Origin of the sequence: Bacillus sp. FJAT-22090 (assembly GCF_007676755.1) — a bacterium.
Classification (GTDB): Bacteria; Bacillota; Bacilli; order Bacillales_A; family Planococcaceae; genus Psychrobacillus.
This window is the reverse complement of sequence record NZ_VEBK01000002.1, coordinates 137995-155875: the sequence shown is the minus strand read 5'-3', so window position 1 is coordinate 155875 and position 17881 is coordinate 137995. Positions and strand designations below refer to the sequence as shown.

Here is a 17881-nt window from a genome sequence, read left to right as displayed (position 1 = left end):
CATTAGACGAGTCCAAATTAATGAAAACAAATGCAGAAGGGAAATGATTAAGTGGCAACAGTAGTAACTAAAAACAAGGGTACACGCAAATTAGAATACAACGAAACGAGATTAATGAATTACATTGATAATGTGTTAAATGAATTTGAAAGCATTCCGCAAGTTGAAAAGGAAAAATATAAAACAAAGATAAATAATTCGATTAAAAAACTCGATGAAATCCGAGCGGCAGAAATCACGAATCGATTAATACTAGATGCTCTAGATAACATGTCAAGAGAATCTACAGCTTGGACTTTCGTAGCAAGTCGTTTCTATTTGATTAAATTATACAAAGAAGCTTCTTATAATCGCTCATATGATTCAAGTGAGAAATATGGCAGTTTAATTGGACTACTAAAAACACTAGGCGAGATGAATATTTACTCTGAAGATATTCTTAAGTATTACTCTAAAGAGGAAATAAAGTTAGCACAGAGCTGGATTGATCCTACAAAAGACCATCTATTCAATTATATTGGACTTAAAACTCTATCAGATAGATATTTGGCAACTGACCATAATAAACGTACATTTGAGCTTCCACAAGAACGCTATATGATTATTGCTTTAGCTTTGATGTGCTTAGAGCCAAAAGAAATACGCATGGAAAAAGTAAAAGAATCCTATTGGGCTACATCAAATCACTATATGACAGTAGCTACACCAACATGGGCTAACGCTGGCAAATCACATGGGCAGCTATCATCATGCTTCATCGATACAGTGGAGGACAGTCTGCAAGGTATTTACGACAGCAATACTGACGTAGCTAACATTTCCAAGTTTGGTGGCGGAATTGGCGTATATATGGGAAAAGTACGTGCTAAGTCATCAAGCATAAGAGGGTTTAAAAATGCTTCAAGTGGTGTTATTCCTTGGATGAAACAATTGAATAACACAGGGGTATCAGTCGATCAACTCGGTGTTAGAAGTGGGGCTATTAATGTAACTTTAGATGTATTCCATAAAGACATCTATTCATTCCTTGAAGCTAAATTAAATAACGGAGATGAACGACTGCGTACTCACGATTTATTCTTATCAGCAAGTCTTCCCGACTTATTCATGGAGGCAGTGGATAAGCGAACAGATTGGTATTTATTCGATCCTCATGAAGTCAAAGAAGTTATGGGTTACTCATTAGAGGACTCATACGATGAAGAAAAAGGCAAGGGTTCATTCCGTGACAAGTATGATGAGTGCGTTCGCAACAATGATTTATCTAAAGTAAAAGTTCCTGCGATTGATGTTATGAAGAAAATCATGAAAGCTCAACTGGAAACAGGAGCAATGTTTATTTTCTTCCGTGATACAGTTAATCGTATGAATCCAAATAAACATGCTGGAATGATATATTCTTCCAATTTATGCCAAGAAATCGTTCAAAATCAGACTCCTACTTCTGTAGTTGAAGAGGCTTTAACTGAAGACGGTTTGATTATTATTACTAAAAAAGCAGGGGATTTTGTAGTTTGTAACCTTTCGTCTATCCACTTAGGAAATGTTTATAAAGATGATGTATTGGAACGACTTATTCCTATTCAAGTTAGAATGCTAGATAACGTAATTGATATGAACAAGTTACCTGTTAAACAAGCAGAGTGGACGAATAAACGATATCGTTCAATTGGTTTAGGTGGTTTTTCATTCCATCATTGGTTGGCTTTAAGAGGATTACATTGGGCGACACCAGAAGCAATTGAAGCTACTGACCATTTGTATGAAAAGATTAACTATTTAACTATTAAAGCATCAAACGATTTAGCTAAAGAAAAGGGCTCATATCCTCTGTTTGAAGGCTCGGATTGGAACACTGGAGAATACTTTGAACTTCGTGGATATGGAAAAGAAGAAGATGATAACAATCGTTTAGTTAGCAATGAGCAATGGAACGAACTACGACTAGATGTTGCTACAAACGGTATACGTAATGCATATTTACTTGCTACAGCACCAAACGGTTCGACAGCAATCTTAACTAATGGAACGCCAACAATTGATCCTATTTATAACCAATTCTACTATGAAGAAAAGAAAGACTATAAGATTCCAGTAGTTGTTCCAGACTTAACTCCTGCAACAAACTTCTATTACAACAGTGCATTTAGCTTGAATCAGCATGGCTCAATTAAACAAGCAGCAGCAAGACAAAGACACATTGACCAGTCACAATCATTTAACTTATATGTAAGAAACGACATTAAAGCCAAAGAGCTTCTATCCTTGCTTTTTGAATCATGGGAATACGAACTGAAAACGTTGTATTATGTGCGTTCAACAACTACAAATATTGAAGAATGTGAATTCTGTGGTTCATGATTAAGGTTGCAATTGTGTATTTAACTTTCAGTGGCAACACTAGAGACTTAGCTACACTAATTAAGGGTTATATAGAGGAAGGTGGACATCAAGTTCACCTATTCTCCCATAAGGATGATTTTGACTTAAGCGAATATGACTATGTATTATTTGGAAGTTTGACTTGGGAAATTAAGAGACAGCAAGGAAAGTTACCGATTCCCATGAGAAAGATGTTTAAAAAAATTCTTATTGAAGAGCCACAAAAAATAAAGCGCTGTTCATTATTTGGAACAGGTGAAACCCAATGGGGTGAAGAGTATTACTGTAGAGCTGTAGATGAAATGGAATACCATCTACAAAAGCATGGAATTATTGTTGATTGTAAATTAAAAATTGAACAGAATCCAAAAGGAAAAGAAAACAAAGTCAAAGAATATACAAATGAAATCTTGGAGGTAATTAAGTGAAAGTAAATCGTGTAAAACTATTTGATCCATCAAAAGAAAACCAATCAAAAGCAGTCATTAATGAGCAAGCAAGTGGTATTTTGAACTGGGAAGATATTAAGTATCCACAGTTTTACAGTATCTATAAGGCACTATTAGGGAATTTCTGGACTCCATTTGAAATTAATATGACGTCTGACACTAAGCAGTATAACTCAGTACTAACTGAAACTGAGCGTGAAGCTTTCCGTAATATTATCGGACTGCTTGCTATACTTGATTCTGTTCAACCGAAGTTCTTTGGTTCTGTACAAAATTATTTGTCAGATGATTCAATACGAAGCTGTCTAATCGTAGCAGCTCAGCAAGAAGTAGTACACAATCACTCATACTCTTATGTTCTCTCATCTGTAGAGCATGAAAAGAATCAAGACATCGCATTTCAAACTGCCCGAAAGAAGGAGGTATATGAGCGAAACGCATTAATTATTGAACACTATGAAAACTTCCTGAATGACAGCACAATTGAAAACCTTCTAAAAGGTCTAATTGCATCAATTATTTTAGAGGGAATTAATTTCTATTCAGCGTTTGCTTTCTTTTATAACTTAGCTCGTCATCAAAAAATGGTAGGGACTTCTACTATGATTTCCTATATTCAAAGAGATGAAAATCCACACCAATTTTTAACAGCTCAAATAATTAAACTGTTAATCGAAGAGAATAAGGATGAAATCGGGTTTGATGTAGAAAGTTTTGCACAATCGCTATTTAAAGAGGCAGCAGAAAAAGAAAATGAATGGTCAAGATTCATTTTAGCTGATATTCCTGAGATTGATTTAGATGAAATGGAAGGGTACATTCAATATCGTGCTAATAAATGTTTGTCTATGATTAATGTAGCACCAATTTATGAAGGCGTGAATGAGAACTCTATGAAATGGATTCGAGCATATGTAAGCGAAGGCGATGATCAAGACTTAACTAAAACTGATTTTTTCGAGCAAAAGTCGAGGCAGTATGCAAAAGTTACAGACGATAATGGTTTTGACGACCTATAAAATGGAGGAAATTAGATGACTAAATTAATTAAAATTTATAAGCAAAATTGCAATCCTTGCACGATGGTAAGTGGATTTTTAGATTCTAATAGCGTTGTATATGATGAATTTGACATCATGGAGAATACAGAATTAGCTGTAAAGTATGGTATTATGTCAGTGCCAGTAACGATTCTACTAGACAATGATGGAAATGAAATAGCTCGTTCTAATGGATTTAATCCACCTGAATTAGAACGACTTATTTCACAGCTTTAATACCATGACACAAGGAATTTATGAACTAGTCATCAATGATGTTAAATATATTGGTAAAGATTCAAACATAGATAGTTCTACAAGATACAGACACCATCTATGGCAACTAAAGAACAATGTTCATTTTAACAAACATTTGCAGAGAGCTTTTAATAAGTATGGGAAGCTGGAATACAATGTGTTGGTAGAGTTTAGTTGCATTGATGAAGAAACATTAAATAAAGCTGAGATGTTTTATATCGATTTGTTTGACACATTAACTGATGGGTTCAATCAAACCATAGGTGGCGACGGTGTTAGAGGAAGAAGATTAACGCAGGAAGAAATAGAAAGAATACGTGATACTAAATTAAAAGGATTCAGTAACGGTCTTTATAAAAGAACTACTGGAGAAACAAACGGGATGAATAAATTATCTGAAAATCAGGTCAGAGATATCGTTTCGCAGTTTTACAAAGCTGACAAAACACACGTAGAACTTTCCCACGAATACAATGTGGACAGAGCAACGATTGGATCTATTTATACTGGAGCTAGGTGGTCTTACTTGAAAGAGGTCGAGGAATGGTTGCTATTCAAAAATGAAAATAGTCATAAGCTAAGGAAACAGGGTACAAATACTCTTTTGCCTTCTGATGTTTATGAGATAAAGCATTTATTGAGAGCTGGATTTGGAAAGAGCGAATTGGTTAGTTTATATGATTCTTCAACAATGACTATATATAGAATAAGTAAGAATATAGCATATACAGAAATAGACATAAGCAAGCCACATTCTTACTACAAACTTTAAACATAAGTAAATTATAAAAATAAGTGAACAAAAGGGGAAATAAAACAATGACATTCGTAAAAATCCAATTAGGTGATTTAGTATTCGACAAGCAATTAAAAGAAAACGGTAAAGTTACATTTATCAATAATCAAACTAACACTGCAAAAGTAGAAGTAATTACAGCACAAAACAAAGAAACAGGAGAACGTACTACAAAATTAGTGGAATGTCGTTTGTTTAATCTGACTGTGATTGAGGCTAAGAAACAAGCAAAAAAGTCTAAGGCTCCTCTAAAAATCAAGGTTAAGTATTTCAATAAAGACATCACAAAGTTAGAGAAAATCACTAAAGGGGATTGGATTGATCTACGAGTAGCTGAAACGGTTGAATTAAAAGCTGGAGAATCAGCAGTAATTAAGCTAGGTGTAGGAATGAAGTTGCCAGAAGGCTTTGAAGCAAATGTAGTACCACGCTCAAGCACATTTAAGAATTACGGTATCATCCAAACTAATCACTATGGAGTAATTGATAATTCTTATTCAGGTAATGAGGATGAATGGAGATTCCCTGTTTATGCAACAAGAGATACAGTTATCAACTTTGATGATCGAGTTTGTCAATTCCGCATTCAACGTAAAATGCCTGAAGTTGAAATTGAAGAAGTAGAAGAATTAGATGTAATTAGCCGCGGGGGATTCGGAAGTACGGGAATTAAATAATCAATTATTCTAAAGGGAGGGAATCAATCCCTTCCTTCTTTTTATATCCAAATACAAAACATCCAACAGGGGGAATCACTTTGCAGACAAAGACACAAGCAGACAAATTATATAGAGAGAACGAAAAATACATTGGGCAAACAATAAGACGACAATTTCCATTACATGAACAATTCGCAGCTACGCATGGTTTAGACACAGATGACTTAATTCAGTATGGTAGAATCGGTCTTTACAGAGCTTGTAGGACATTTGATCCGAAAAAAGGTAAGACGATGAGAAATCACGCCATACAGAACATCATATGGTCTATACAGGACGAGTTACCGAAGGATAGTCTAAATAATGTGGACAATAAAAGTCTAGTTTTATTGGATAAAAATAGCCTAGATGTAGCGTTTTCATCCAAAGAAAATGAAGATTTACTACTACATGATGTGGTTGGAGAAGAAGATAGAGGATATGGAGAGAAAGAAGTCAGAACAATCCTTGAAAATCTGAAGGGTAAATTTGCTGACAAGTTAATTAGGATTGTTGAATTGCGTTATTTAGAATACACATTTGATGAAATAGGGCAAGTGCTAGATTGCTCTCCTCAGTATTGTAGTCAGTTACTAAAAACGAATAAAGAAAAACTAAAGCGAGTATTGTTTGCATAATTAACATAAGTGAGTTATTATAATATTATCAAATTAATAGAGGGGAAGATTGAATGTTAAATAAAGCTGAAACGTACTTTATCCAAAACATGCTTGACATTATTGAAAATGGAACGACTGATGAAAATCCAAGACCAAGATATGAGAGTGATGGACAACCTGCACACACACAATTTATTACACAGGTATTTGAAAAGTATGACATTGCTAAAGGTGAAATACCTATTACAGTATTAAGACCTATTTCAATAAAGAATGGAATCAATGAAGTAAGGTGGATTTATCAAGATCAAACTTCTGAGCTGTCTGTATTAAAAGAGAAGCACAATATACATTGGTGGGATAGTTGGAACATAGGAGACGGAACAATTGGTCAACGTTACGGAGCGACAGTTAAACGTTACGACCTGATGAATAAGCTATTAGATGGTCTTATAAATGACCCATTCGGAAGGCGACATATTATCAATCTATGGCAAGAAAAAGATTTTGCTGAAACAGAAGGCTTGAAACCTTGTGCGTTTGAGATAGAAATAAGCGTAGTCAAGAGAAAAGGCTCTGATAGTAAGTATATTGATTTAACTTTAACGCAGCGTTCATCGGATTATTTAGTCGCTGGGCATATAAATAAAATGCAATATTTAGCATTACAGATGATGATAGCGAAACATTGCAGCTATAAAGTAGGAAACTTTGCTCACTTTGTTCAGAATTTACATCTGTATGACCGTCAAATAGAACAAGCTAAAGAACTTTTGAAGAGGGCTTTAACATTTGAGGGAGTAGACAGAGGCGGTAGAAAGCCAATTTTCACATTAAATGTCCCAGACGGTACTAACTTCTATGATATTACAGACAGGGATTTTAAATTAATTGGTTATAATCCCATTAAGCCTAATATGAAATTTGATTTAGGAATATAAGGAGACAATTGAATGAATGAGCCTAAACTAAGACGTAATAGAGTCAGATGCAAGCATTGTGATGACATAATTGAATCATATGACCGACACGATTTTAAATTTTGTAAGTGTGGAAAAGTGGCTGTAGATGGTGGACTAGCTTATGCAAAATGCTCATTTCCTGACTTTCCATTGGAAGACCACATTGAAGACTTATCGGAGTATGAATAAAAGTATAAACAAAAAGTAGATTTTAATTAGACATGATAAGCACATATAGTGAAGGGGAAGAAAAGATGATTTGTAGAGAGTGTGGAAACGAAACAGAAGAGAACAAAATGTTTTGCAGTGAAAAGTGTAGAGAATCTTACATGGATTATCTAAATGATAAGTAGAAGCTTGTAAATCAACAAAGGGGTGAATTAGATGGGATCATTTATTGCGAAACAGCCAAATGGGTTGTATTGTAGATTTTCAACAATTGTTGACTGTCCGACACATTGGAACATGACTAGAGAAGAATATTTAAACAATGTAACTGGAACTGTAGCTAATAGAGAAGAAGGTGAATCAATACTAAAGCATTATATTAAACCATTTGACAATGTTATTAATTATTTTGTGCCAAATAATATGAGTCAAGAAGAATTTGATGTTCTGGTAAAAGAAATGAGTTCTTGATGCACAGTTCGTTACACAATAAAAGAGACTTTTCATAAGAAGGAGAAGGAAGATGCAAACAGAGCAAATGGCTAGAATTAGGTTAAATATGCAAAAAGATCAATTAGAAGCTCTCGAAAAGGATTTTTGGCGAGGTAAATATGATGGGAAATGGCTTGAGTACAGCAGTTTGAAAAGTATGTTAATAAGTAAGATAGAAACTTTAGATTGGGTTTTAAGTGGATAAAGCGTTCAAAATGCTTATTTTAAAGGAGGAAAGTAGATGTCTTATGGAATATTCCGAAATGAAGAGCACATTTACACGCTTGACAATGAATTGGCGGCAAATGATTTATCAAGAAGACTTGGAGTAGAATACTACATCAGAGAATTAACTCATGAAGAATATTGGAATCGCATGAAAGAAATTTATGTAGAGGGTAAATACAAATAGATTAATATTCTCGTTTTATAAGAAAAATGGAGGTGACTTAGAAGATGGAAAACAAAGCAATCTTAGAATATCTGAAGCTTGAAAGAGAAAACCTTCTGTTAATCATAGGTGACAATATGAGCGAATTTAATAAGGGTCGTATTTATGCTATGGATAAAATGATTGAAGCTGTTGATGGCATCTTCTTTTATGAAGAGAAGTAAAAATCATGTTTTATTATATTTAACATAAGTAAATTATAAAAATATAACTAGAATAAAAGAGGTATTTCATGAGTATAAAAATGATTGCGGCAGTAGGCAAGAATAATGAAATAGGATACAAGAATGACTTATTATTTCGTATTCCAGAAGATATGAAACACTTTAAAGAATTGACTACTGGAACAGTAGAGGGCGGTCATTTCTGTGTGATGGGAAAACGTACATTTCAATCGTTACCTAAGCCATTAGCTGGTCGTGTAAATGTAGTGTTAACTAGAGATAGTAATTTTCCTCATCCTCCTGAAGTTTTTGTAATGAACTCGGTTGAGCAAATAATAAACCATTACCAGAGTGGGAATCAAACCAAAGATATATGGATTTGCGGTGGATCAGAGGTATATAAGCTTTTCCTTCCATACGCAGATGAAGTTCATTTAACTCATATTGACAAAGAAGCAAAGAAAGCTGACACGTATTTCCCTAAAGATATTCTGAAAGAGTATTTTAATGTAGATAAGTATTCAGAATGGCATTTCAGTGAAGAAGAGGATTGTAGTTATTGCTTTGTAACTTATCTACATAAGTAAATTATTATAATATTAATAAGAAGGAGAATGTTCATTGAAAAGTGGAATGGATAAGATATTAGATAAGTATCGACAAGAAGGCAGAGAGATTGAAATAATTACTTTATCCACAGGACAGGAAGTAACTATCGTTGGTAAATTGGATGTCAAAAGACTCGTTAAGAAGGCACTGGCTGAATTAAGCTAGTGTTTTTTCTTTTGCCTAAAACACTTACAAGATTCATTACGACGGATACATAGGGTGTATCTCATGTCTTGCGCATTTCATCTCTTCTACTACTTGTTTATGGATATGCTCTAAATAGGGCAATGTCTTTTTATTCAGCATAGTCTCAGCTGATACCATAACACCCGCTTCGGAAAGCATCCTGCTATTATCGATCATGCGTTGAAACAAACTTGCTCGTTGCTCATAGGTCGGTTTTCTTTCCATCATCGCAAAACCTGTTTCAACAAATTCATCAATTGTTCCCCAGTTATGAGAAATATGTAAGACATCTAAATAAGGGGCAATAAGTAAGTATCTGTCAGGATCAAGAGTAAGGTTTGAATTTATTTGAGTACGAACTCCGCGTTGATTCGCATATTTTAAAAGCGGTAGCACATAATTCATCACTGATTTTTTTGACAGCATCGGTTCGCCACCTGTAATGCTAACCGTTTTTAGATGTGGTATTTCTTCCAGTCTTTGAATGATCAACTCGATTGGAAGTGCTTTCGGATCTTTCGATTGTAATGTATAGCCGACTGCACAATGTGCACATCGCATATTACAAAGATTAGTTGTCGTGAATTCAATATTGGATAATGTAAGTTTCCCGTATGATTCGATATCACGATAGGCCTCCCACGGGTCATTCAATGGTGTCATACTATTTGTTGCTATCATATAAAACTTCCTTTCCAGCATTATATTGTCTCATATTCTAGTGAAAATGAAAATATAGCGTGACGGAAAGATTGCATAGGCAAGGTATAGGGTATAACATATATAATCAGTTATGAGTGGAGGAATAATATGTTTATCGAAAAAAATAATGAAATAAGAGCTGCCTTGTTTCAACAGGTAGATACACTAACAGAATTAGAATTTAACAAAAAACCAGACGCCGAAACTTGGTCTCCAAAAGAAATTATTGAACATTTAGTAAAGATGGAAAAAACGATTACGAAAGGTATTAAAGCACAACTGGCTGATCCAAATAGTCCTAAAGCAAAGAAAAAGCCAATACAAATTTCGACGTTGCGGTTTGTAAAAGTTAAGGCACCAAGCCATACAGTCCCAACTTCTGACTACCAAACAAAAGATGAAATGAAAGCATTGCTCCACGAAGCGAGAATGGAGTTGCTCTCTGTTTATACCTCTAGCAATCTGATTGACCTAAGATCTAAATCTTTAAAACACCCCGTTTTTGGAAAAGTACCACTTATTCAGTGGTTTCCTTTCGTAGGTCTGCATGAAAAGAGACATTTAAAGCAATTAGAAAAAACAATTGAGAAGATAAAAGGTCATAAGAAATAATTATCACTTATTATAATATTAATGTAATTTACTTATAGACTTTATTCGAGTATGATTGAATTTGGAGAGAAGTCACTAGAATAGAGTCTTTTCAATAGACATTAGGAGGAAAAGAAATGGCAAAAAGTAATTTACACAACAGCCGTACTTCTTTTTCTGTAAATGGTAAAGAGTATAACTACTACCGTTTAGCAGCATTAGAAGAAGCGGGAATCGCAAATGTATCACGCCTTCCTTATTCAATTAAAGTATTATTAGAATCCGTTTTACGTCAATATGACGGCTATGTAATCAAAGATGATCATGTAAACCAATTAGCAAAATGGGGGAAAGACGCTGATACAGAAGCGGAAGTACCTTTTAAACCTTCACGCGTAGTACTACAAGATTTCACTGGTGTACCAGTAGTAGTGGACTTAGCTTCTTTGCGTTCTGCAATGAAAGAAATGGGTGGTAATCCTGATAAGATCAATCCTGCTATCCCAGTAGACCTTGTAATTGACCACTCTGTACAAGTAGACAAATATGGTACTGCAACTGCCCTAAAAGCAAACATGGATCTTGAGTTCGAGCGTAACGCAGAGCGTTATAAATTCTTAAAATGGGCTCAAACATCATACAATAATTTCCGTGCTGTTCCACCAGCAACAGGTATTGTTCACCAAGTAAACTTAGAATACTTGGCTCCAATCGTGCATGTAAATGAAGATGCTGATGGCATATTAGAAACTTTCCCAGATTCAGTAGTAGGTACTGACTCACATACAACAATGATCAATGGTCTTGGTGTTTTAGGTTGGGGTGTAGGTGGTATCGAAGCGGAAGCTGGAATGCTTGGCCAACCTTCATACTTCCCAATTCCTGAAGTAATTGGGGTTAAGTTAACTGGGGACCTTCCAAACGGCACGACTGCTACTGACTTAGCACTTAAAGTTACACAAGTATTGCGTCAACGTGGTGTAGTTGGTAAATTTGTAGAATTCTTTGGTCCTGGGGTATCTAAATTACCACTTGCTGACCGTGCAACAATTGCAAACATGGCTCCAGAATATGGGGCAACTTGTGGTTACTTCGCAATCGACGAAGAATCACTTAATTACTTACGTTTAACTGGTCGCGACGAGGAGCACATCGCTGTAGTAGAAGCTTACTTAAAAGCAAATGATATGTTCTTTGATCCAACATTAGAACCGGTTTACACAGATGTAATTGAAATTGACTTGACACAAATCGAAGCAAACCTTTCTGGACCAAAACGTCCACAAGATTTAATTCCTCTTTCTGATATGAAAGCTCGTTACCATGAAGCAGTTGTTGCTCCTCAAGGTACACAAGGTTTCGGTTTAACAGAAAAAGAATTCGATAAAACAGCAACTGCTAAATTTGCAGATGGCGATGTAGAAATACCGACTGGTGCTGTAGCAATCGCTGCAATCACTTCTTGTACAAATACATCTAACCCATATGTAATGCTAGCTGCTGGTTTAGTTGCGAAAAAAGCAGTTGAAAAAGGATTAACGGTACCTGCTTATGTTAAAACATCATTAGCACCAGGTTCAAAAGTTGTTACTGGTTATCTAGAAGATTCAGGATTAAACGAATATCTAGATAAAATTGGCTTCAATACTGTTGGTTACGGATGTACTACATGTATCGGTAACTCTGGTCCCTTACTTCCAGAAATTGAAAAAGCAATCATTGATGAAGATTTGTTCGTAACATCTGTTCTTTCTGGTAACCGTAACTTTGAAGGTCGTGTACATCCACTAGTAAAAGCGAACTACTTGGCTTCACCACCATTAGTTGTTGCTTATGCACTTGCTGGAACAGTAGATATCGACTTACAAAAAGATTCATTCGGTAAAGACAAAGATGGCAATGACGTGTTCTTTGCTGATATTTGGCCTTCAACTGAAGAAGTAAATGCTGTGCTTAATAAAGTGGTTACACGTGAATTATTCCAAAAAGAATATGCACGTGTGTTTGACGAGAACGAAGCATGGAATGCGATTGAAACTTCAACTGAATCATTATATACATTCGATAACACATCAACGTATATTCAAAATCCACCATTCTTCCAAGGACTATCGAAAAAGCCAGGTGATATCCAAACACTTGCTGGCCTTCGTGTAGTTGCGAAATTTGGGGATTCAATTACGACTGACCATATTTCACCAGCTGGTGCGATTGGTAAAGATACGCCGGCAGGTAAATACTTGCGCGAAAATGGGGTAGAAGTACGTGACTTCAACTCATACGGTTCACGCCGTGGTAACCATGAAGTTATGATGCGTGGTACGTTTGCAAATATTCGTATCCGTAACCAAGTAGCTCCTGGTACAGAAGGTGGATACACAACTTACTGGCCAACAGGAGAAATTATGCCAATATATGATGCTGCAATGAAATATCAAGAAGCGGGTACTGGTTTAGTAGTACTTGGTGGAAAAGATTACGGAATGGGATCATCTCGTGACTGGGCAGCAAAAGGAACTAATCTTTTAGGTATCAAAGCAGTAATTACTGAAAGCTTTGAACGTATTCACCGTTCAAATCTTGTAATGATGGGTGTTTTACCACTTAATTTCTTACCTGGTGAAAATGCTGAAACTTTAGGTTTAACTGGTAAAGAAGAAATTAGTATCAATATTGCAGAAGGTGTAAAACCTCGTGATATTCTACAAGTAACAGCAAAAGCTGAAGACGGTACTGAAAAAGTCTTCAATGTACTTGCTCGTTTCGACTCAGAAGTAGAAGTAGATTACTACCGTCATGGTGGTATCCTACAAATGGTTCTACGTAATAAAGTATTAGAAGGATAATAAACGTTAAAAGGCCTAATTCGTATGAATTAGGCCTTTTTGTTATTTCGAATAGCTTCTACCGATAAATCATATGATTATTCTAAAAAGAGTAGGAGTGAATGAGACGAAAAGAAGAAAAAAGAATTTACTAATAGGTTTTTTCTTGATCCTTCTCTCTATCGCTTTAATCGTATATACACCAACATCTAAAAAGATTGTAGATATTTGCTCGCCGTTATTTCAACTAGGCTCAGTCGAAACTCAAATTTTGCAAATTACGCTAATGGAACAAGGCGGGCTGTATGAACAAGTTGGTGATCGATTAAAAGAAAAAGGATATGAACACCATATTCTCGTAGGAATAAATGCAAAGGATCAAATATTAGTGAAAGTAGTATTAGCAAATAGAGAAGCAAATGAACATAAACAGAAAGAGATAATAGCCATTTTTAATGACTATATCATCAAAAATAGCTTAGATCCTCAAATATTTCAAGTAAAAGTTAGTAATGACGAGAGTATCAATTGGTAAGACAACTATGTTAAAAGGATTTTCTCCACTCAGGCTGTATTAAAGAAAATACAAAAGTATCATTTGATTGCTCATTTTGATAAATATATCCCCTTAATAATCCTTCCTTCTGAAAACCTAATTTCAGTAAAAGCTTATAGGAGGATTCGTTTTCTGTGAAAGTAACAGCAGCAATGCGAAAAAGAGCTAATTCGTTAAAGCAATAGCGAATCACAGTTTCAACCGCTTCGCTAACAATGCCTCTTCTCCAATATTCAGGGAGCAGATCATACCCTATTTCAGTACGTTTCTGTGCTCGGACTAGATTGTTTAAGCCAACTGTTCCAATTACTTCTTCAGTTTCTTTTAGGACAATGCCCCATCTAATTGAACGATTTTCCTTAAAACCTTTTGAAAAAGAGTTAATCAGATTATTTGCCTCATCTACCTGAGTAAAAGGTGCCATACCATAAAACTTTATTACTTCTGAATTTGAAAAAATACGATATATGCTATCTGTGTGTTCTTCTTTTATTTCAACCAGTTTTAAATGCTCTGATTCTAAAACGGGAAATTCCATTATTTTGCCCCCTTATTTGTATGGCATTTTATCCTATTTTTATATTCCTAACTATACCATAATTATCGTTCAATTATGAATATTAATATGATAGGATAAGTTTAATAGATTAAGTTATTTGATGGGAGCGTTAAGAATGATACAACCAACGATAATTATGTCTAAACTAACCCCACCTATAGCCTCTTCTTTCTATATGAGAAGATCGTCCCTTATTAAAAAGCTAAAAACAAGTTCCCGAAACAAACTTTCCCTCTTACATAGTGGTGCAGGATTTGGAAAAAGTTCTGCTCTGGCACAATATTATTCTGACTCAAGAGAAAAATTTTCTTGGTATACGATAACAGAAGAAGACGACGATATTCTTCCATTTTTAAACTATTTAGTTCAAAGCATAAAAAAAGTAATACCTACTTTTGGTAAAAGCTTAATGGATAGTGATTTGCTATCTATGTATCCAAAAGAAGCAGAACTAACGCATTGGTACTCCTTATTTAGTAATGAGCTCTCTATTCTAGAAGAGCCTTTCTGTATTGTGCTAGATGACTATCATTTAGTGGACCATGTATTTTCTATCAATTATATAGTAGAGAAAATAATCGAGTTTCTACCTCCAAAGGTTCACTTGATCGTAGCCTCGCGCATACGCCCAAAGTGGTCTATTTTACTGAAAATGAAATTAAATGGGCAATTAACAGAAATAATTGAAGCTGACTTTATGTTTTCAGAAGAAGAAATTCAAGTTTTTTTTGAGGATTATTTCGACAAGATCATCTCCTTGGAAGAAGCATCAGAAATCATGAGACTGACAGAAGGATGGGCAATCGCTATCCATCTACTTGCTATGCAGGTGGCAGAGACAAATAAGCAAATCACACAATTTTTCGATCCTGCATTAAAAGATTTGTTCTCTTATTTGTCTGAGGAAGTTTTCTCGTTCATGTCACCCGAAGACCAGCAATCGTTATTGAACTTTAGTATTTTCCAATTGTTCAATGTAAAAGAAATACAAGATTTTTTTGGAAAAGTAGAAGCCGAAAAGCTAGACAGACTGTCAACGAGTAATGCATTCATTCAGCGATTAAGCGAGACAAACGCATACCGCTTTCATGCTCTATTCCAGCAATTTCTAGAAGACAAGTGGATACAAAAGGACATAAGCGTTTACTATGATAACCATAAAAAAGCAGCAAATTATTTTAAAGAAAAAAATAATATTGTACAGGCGATACACCATGCTGTTAAAACAAAAGATGAAATCTTCTTGGGAGAAATAGTCATCTCGTTTGCAGGAAATATGATCAAAGCTGGTCAATTTGACTGGTTACTGGACTTGCTGAAAGATCATTTTTCAATAGAAGCTAGAAAACAGTTTTATGAGCTTTATTATTTTGAAGGTGAATGTCATCGCTACCGAGCATTTTACGAAAAGGCAAGAAGGTCATATAAGGCATGTTTGAAGAGAGCAACAGAAAACCAAGATATTCAATTTGTTAGTCGGTCTAATGCTGGGATAGCACATATTTATTTAGACACGATACAGCCTGCCCTTGCAAAAGGTTATTTGGAAGAGGCAGTGAAATGGGCAGATAAAAGTGAGGAAATCCATCAATCAGAACGACTATTTTTAAAACGATTACTTGTTGAAAATTTAGTGAACCTGGGAAGAGCAAATGATGCGAGGAAATTGGTTACGCAAGAGCAGCTGGAGGCCGCTGTTATAAAAGAAGGAAACTTAGATGCTCGTATTTTACTGCGGACAGTCCAATTGAATGAGGCGCAACACGTTTTAGAAAATCGAATGAAAGATGAAAAAGGTTTACCTGACTCCCATAGAGAAACAGAAGTATTATTATCCTTCATTTATTCCCTATCTGGACAGATGGAGAAAGCAATACATTCTGCAAATAAAGGAATTGAAATGGGGATACGAGAAAAATCTGGATTTGTTGAAGCGGTAGGTTGGATCAGGAAAGGACATGCAGAATTTTTAGCCAATCCCCTGGATTTGGAATGCCCCGAAACCTACTATATGAAAGCAATTCAAAGGATGGATGAATTGAGCGTATCTAGGGCAAAAGCGGAACCATACATGGGCTTAGCCATGATTAAGTCCAGACAAGGAAGGCTTCAAGAAGCAATTTCCTACGGAAAAAAAGGATTGCAAGAAACGAATACAGGAAATGATTATTGGCTGTCTGCGTATATTTTACTTTGTTTAACTATCGTATATTTTGAACATGAACAGTTTGAACAGGCTATACAAGTTGGATCCGAAGCAATTGGGCACTTTATAAGTGGAGGGGATGTCTACGGAGAAATGATTGCCAACTATTGGTTGATGTGTATATGTAGCCGTTTAGGAATAGAGGAAGACCAGATCCGGCATGCACAAAGATTTGCTGACATATGTGTCCAACATAACTTTCACTTTTTTGTTCAGAGTAGAACGATATTTGGACCGGCAGATTTACAGATGAACTTACCACTTATCCAAAAGATATGCTTCAAGCAGTCAAATGATATCCATTTACACCAGATTGCGACGACGTTGTCAATTGATACAAGTATCACTTATCCTGGATACCAACTCAATCTGCGGCTACTAGGATCATTTGTTTTGTTTATGGGAAGAAAAGAAGTTGACGAACGGAAATGGCAAAGGGATAAATCTAAAGAACTGTTGACCTATCTATATTTGCAGAAAAATCGTTTTGTTCCAAAAGAAGAATTAATGCGTGCATTATGGGGAGAAAATGACGAAAAAACAATGGATCGTGATTTTAAAGTGACGTTAAATTCTTTACTGAAAGTAATCGAACCAAATAGGGTAGCAAGGGAGGACTCGTATTTTGTTATCCGCAAACAATCGATGTACCGTTTAAACCCTAAAGCAGTCATAGAAAGTGACTTAGAAACATTTATGAAATTAGCTGAAAAAGGGAGAGATGAACATAATCCGACTTTATGTAAAGATCTATTATTGAAAGCTGTAAAATTATATGAAGGAGAATTGCTGGAAAATAAAACAACTATCGATTGGATTTTACATGAGCGTGAAAAGGCACGGCAGCAATATGTTCTTGTACTAGAGCGACTGGCACAGACATCTACACGATTAAAAGAATTTGATCGAACGATTTATTGGGCGGAACAACTACTAAAAAAAGATCCTACCTGGGAAGAAGCTTACCGATTGTTGATGTTCGCGTTTTATCAGAAACAGAACAGAAGCCAGGCTGTAAAATGGTATGAAAGGTGTGTGGCAGTACTCGAAGATGAGCTAAATATTGAGCCGATGAATACAACCATTCAAATGTATGAAATGATTATAAGCCATGGATGAGCTTTGTACTTACGCTAAAAAATCGTTTGCTTAATGCAAACGGTTTTT

20 protein-coding genes and 1 pseudogene are annotated in these 17881 nt (G+C 35.3%); 19 read left to right on the top strand and 2 right to left on the bottom strand.

What is annotated here, in order from left to right:
- The first annotated feature begins 114 nt into the window (after positions 1 to 114).
- From FS486_RS03310 to FS486_RS19925, 15 genes are all read left to right on the top strand, one after another.
- A complete protein-coding gene (locus FS486_RS03310; RefSeq protein ID WP_260858020.1) occupies positions 115 to 2361 on the top strand; it encodes a ribonucleoside-diphosphate reductase subunit alpha in 2247 nt (748 codons plus the stop codon).
- On the top strand, positions 2358 to 2810 hold the full coding sequence (locus FS486_RS03305; RefSeq protein ID WP_144509838.1) for a flavodoxin domain-containing protein: 453 nt from the start codon (positions 2358 to 2360) through the stop codon (positions 2808 to 2810). The genes FS486_RS03310 and FS486_RS03305 overlap by 4 nt, the downstream gene beginning before the upstream one ends.
- On the top strand, positions 2807 to 3850 hold the full coding sequence (locus FS486_RS03300) for a ribonucleotide-diphosphate reductase subunit beta (RefSeq protein ID WP_144509837.1): 1044 nt from the start codon (positions 2807 to 2809) through the stop codon (positions 3848 to 3850). The genes FS486_RS03305 and FS486_RS03300 overlap by 4 nt, the downstream gene beginning before the upstream one ends.
- A gap of 15 nt (positions 3851 to 3865) precedes the next feature.
- Complete coding sequence (locus FS486_RS03295; protein WP_144509836.1) at positions 3866 to 4108, top strand: glutaredoxin family protein; 243 nt, start codon at positions 3866 to 3868, stop codon at positions 4106 to 4108.
- A 181-nt stretch (positions 4109 to 4289) separates the two neighbouring features.
- Positions 4290 to 4901 (top strand): hypothetical protein, encoded by a 612-nt coding sequence (locus FS486_RS03290; protein WP_144509835.1) that lies wholly within the window; start codon positions 4290 to 4292, stop codon positions 4899 to 4901.
- A 233-nt stretch (positions 4902 to 5134) separates the two neighbouring features.
- On the top strand, positions 5135 to 5602 hold the full coding sequence (locus FS486_RS03285; RefSeq protein ID WP_260858019.1) for a dUTP diphosphatase: 468 nt from the start codon (positions 5135 to 5137) through the stop codon (positions 5600 to 5602).
- An 80-nt stretch (positions 5603 to 5682) separates the two neighbouring features.
- The gene (locus tag FS486_RS03280) at positions 5683 to 6261 is read left to right on the top strand and encodes a sigma-70 family RNA polymerase sigma factor (protein ID WP_186321320.1); all 579 of its coding nucleotides are present in this window, start codon (positions 5683 to 5685) and stop codon (positions 6259 to 6261) included.
- A gap of 53 nt (positions 6262 to 6314) precedes the next feature.
- Positions 6315 to 7184: a thymidylate synthase gene (locus FS486_RS03275; protein WP_144509832.1), complete on the top strand. Its 870-nt coding sequence runs from the start codon at positions 6315 to 6317 to the stop codon at positions 7182 to 7184.
- A 12-nt stretch (positions 7185 to 7196) separates the two neighbouring features.
- Positions 7197 to 7394, top strand: coding sequence for a DUF7695 domain-containing protein (locus tag FS486_RS03270; RefSeq protein WP_144509831.1), 198 nt, complete (start codon positions 7197 to 7199; stop codon positions 7392 to 7394).
- Between the two features lie 195 nt (positions 7395 to 7589).
- Positions 7590 to 7844: a hypothetical protein gene (locus FS486_RS03260; RefSeq protein WP_144509829.1), complete on the top strand. Its 255-nt coding sequence runs from the start codon at positions 7590 to 7592 to the stop codon at positions 7842 to 7844.
- Between the two features lie 52 nt (positions 7845 to 7896).
- Positions 7897 to 8070: a hypothetical protein gene (locus tag FS486_RS19940; protein WP_186321318.1), complete on the top strand. Its 174-nt coding sequence runs from the start codon at positions 7897 to 7899 to the stop codon at positions 8068 to 8070.
- A gap of 36 nt (positions 8071 to 8106) precedes the next feature.
- Positions 8107 to 8277, top strand: a complete 171-nt coding sequence (locus FS486_RS19935; RefSeq protein WP_186321317.1) for a hypothetical protein — start codon at positions 8107 to 8109, stop codon at positions 8275 to 8277.
- A gap of 44 nt (positions 8278 to 8321) precedes the next feature.
- Positions 8322 to 8480, top strand: a complete 159-nt coding sequence (locus FS486_RS19930) for a hypothetical protein (protein ID WP_186321316.1) — start codon at positions 8322 to 8324, stop codon at positions 8478 to 8480.
- A gap of 68 nt (positions 8481 to 8548) precedes the next feature.
- On the top strand, positions 8549 to 9067 hold the full coding sequence (locus FS486_RS03255) for a dihydrofolate reductase (RefSeq protein WP_144509828.1): 519 nt from the start codon (positions 8549 to 8551) through the stop codon (positions 9065 to 9067).
- 34 nt (positions 9068 to 9101) lie between these two features.
- The gene (locus FS486_RS19925) at positions 9102 to 9254 is read left to right on the top strand and encodes a hypothetical protein (RefSeq protein ID WP_186321315.1); all 153 of its coding nucleotides are present in this window, start codon (positions 9102 to 9104) and stop codon (positions 9252 to 9254) included.
- A gap of 39 nt (positions 9255 to 9293) precedes the next feature.
- Here the strand turns inward: FS486_RS19925 and yfkAB are convergent.
- Positions 9294 to 9956, bottom strand: a pseudogene (gene yfkAB, locus FS486_RS03250) (radical SAM/CxCxxxxC motif protein YfkAB); the annotation flags it as partial.
- A 129-nt stretch (positions 9957 to 10085) separates the two neighbouring features.
- Between yfkAB and FS486_RS03245 the strand changes: the two are divergent.
- The 3 genes from FS486_RS03245 (at position 10086) to FS486_RS03235 (ending at position 13928) form a co-directional block, all read left to right on the top strand.
- A complete protein-coding gene (locus FS486_RS03245) occupies positions 10086 to 10589 on the top strand; it encodes a DinB family protein (protein WP_144509827.1) in 504 nt (167 codons plus the stop codon).
- A 116-nt stretch (positions 10590 to 10705) separates the two neighbouring features.
- The gene (gene acnA / locus FS486_RS03240; RefSeq protein WP_144509826.1) at positions 10706 to 13414 is read left to right on the top strand and encodes an aconitate hydratase AcnA; all 2709 of its coding nucleotides are present in this window, start codon (positions 10706 to 10708) and stop codon (positions 13412 to 13414) included.
- 97 nt (positions 13415 to 13511) lie between these two features.
- A complete protein-coding gene (locus tag FS486_RS03235; RefSeq protein WP_144509825.1) occupies positions 13512 to 13928 on the top strand; it encodes a hypothetical protein in 417 nt (138 codons plus the stop codon).
- Positions 13929 to 13938: 10 nt separating this feature from the next.
- Here FS486_RS03235 and FS486_RS03230 read toward each other — a convergent pair whose 3' ends face one another.
- Positions 13939 to 14487 (bottom strand): GNAT family N-acetyltransferase, encoded by a 549-nt coding sequence (locus FS486_RS03230; RefSeq protein ID WP_144509824.1) that lies wholly within the window; start codon positions 14485 to 14487, stop codon positions 13939 to 13941.
- A gap of 136 nt (positions 14488 to 14623) precedes the next feature.
- On the opposite strand from FS486_RS03230, the gene FS486_RS03225 reads away from it, so the two are divergent.
- Entirely contained in the window at positions 14624 to 17833 is a 3210-nt protein-coding gene (locus FS486_RS03225) for an AfsR/SARP family transcriptional regulator (RefSeq protein WP_186321314.1), read from the top strand.
- Positions 17834 to 17881: the final 48 nt, after the last annotated feature.

Coding starts and splice junctions, on each gene's coding strand:
- FS486_RS03225 (WP_186321314.1), top strand. CDS start 14,624: ATGATACAACCAACGATAATTATGTCTAAACTAACCCCACCTATAGCC.
- FS486_RS03295 (WP_144509836.1), top strand. CDS start 3,866: ATGACTAAATTAATTAAAATTTATAAGCAAAATTGCAATCCTTGCACG.
- FS486_RS03275 (WP_144509832.1), top strand. CDS start 6,315: ATGTTAAATAAAGCTGAAACGTACTTTATCCAAAACATGCTTGACATT.
- FS486_RS03305 (WP_144509838.1), top strand. CDS start 2,358: ATGATTAAGGTTGCAATTGTGTATTTAACTTTCAGTGGCAACACTAGA.
- FS486_RS03255 (WP_144509828.1), top strand. CDS start 8,549: ATGAGTATAAAAATGATTGCGGCAGTAGGCAAGAATAATGAAATAGGA.
- FS486_RS19935 (WP_186321317.1), top strand. CDS start 8,107: ATGTCTTATGGAATATTCCGAAATGAAGAGCACATTTACACGCTTGAC.
- FS486_RS03310 (WP_260858020.1), top strand. CDS start 115: ATGAATTACATTGATAATGTGTTAAATGAATTTGAAAGCATTCCGCAA.
- FS486_RS03260 (WP_144509829.1), top strand. CDS start 7,590: ATGGGATCATTTATTGCGAAACAGCCAAATGGGTTGTATTGTAGATTT.
- FS486_RS03245 (WP_144509827.1), top strand. CDS start 10,086: ATGTTTATCGAAAAAAATAATGAAATAAGAGCTGCCTTGTTTCAACAG.
- FS486_RS03230 (WP_144509824.1), bottom strand. CDS start 14,487: ATGGAATTTCCCGTTTTAGAATCAGAGCATTTAAAACTGGTTGAAATA.
- FS486_RS19940 (WP_186321318.1), top strand. CDS start 7,897: ATGCAAACAGAGCAAATGGCTAGAATTAGGTTAAATATGCAAAAAGAT.
- acnA (WP_144509826.1), top strand. CDS start 10,706: ATGGCAAAAAGTAATTTACACAACAGCCGTACTTCTTTTTCTGTAAAT.
- FS486_RS19930 (WP_186321316.1), top strand. CDS start 8,322: ATGGAAAACAAAGCAATCTTAGAATATCTGAAGCTTGAAAGAGAAAAC.
- FS486_RS03270 (WP_144509831.1), top strand. CDS start 7,197: ATGAATGAGCCTAAACTAAGACGTAATAGAGTCAGATGCAAGCATTGT.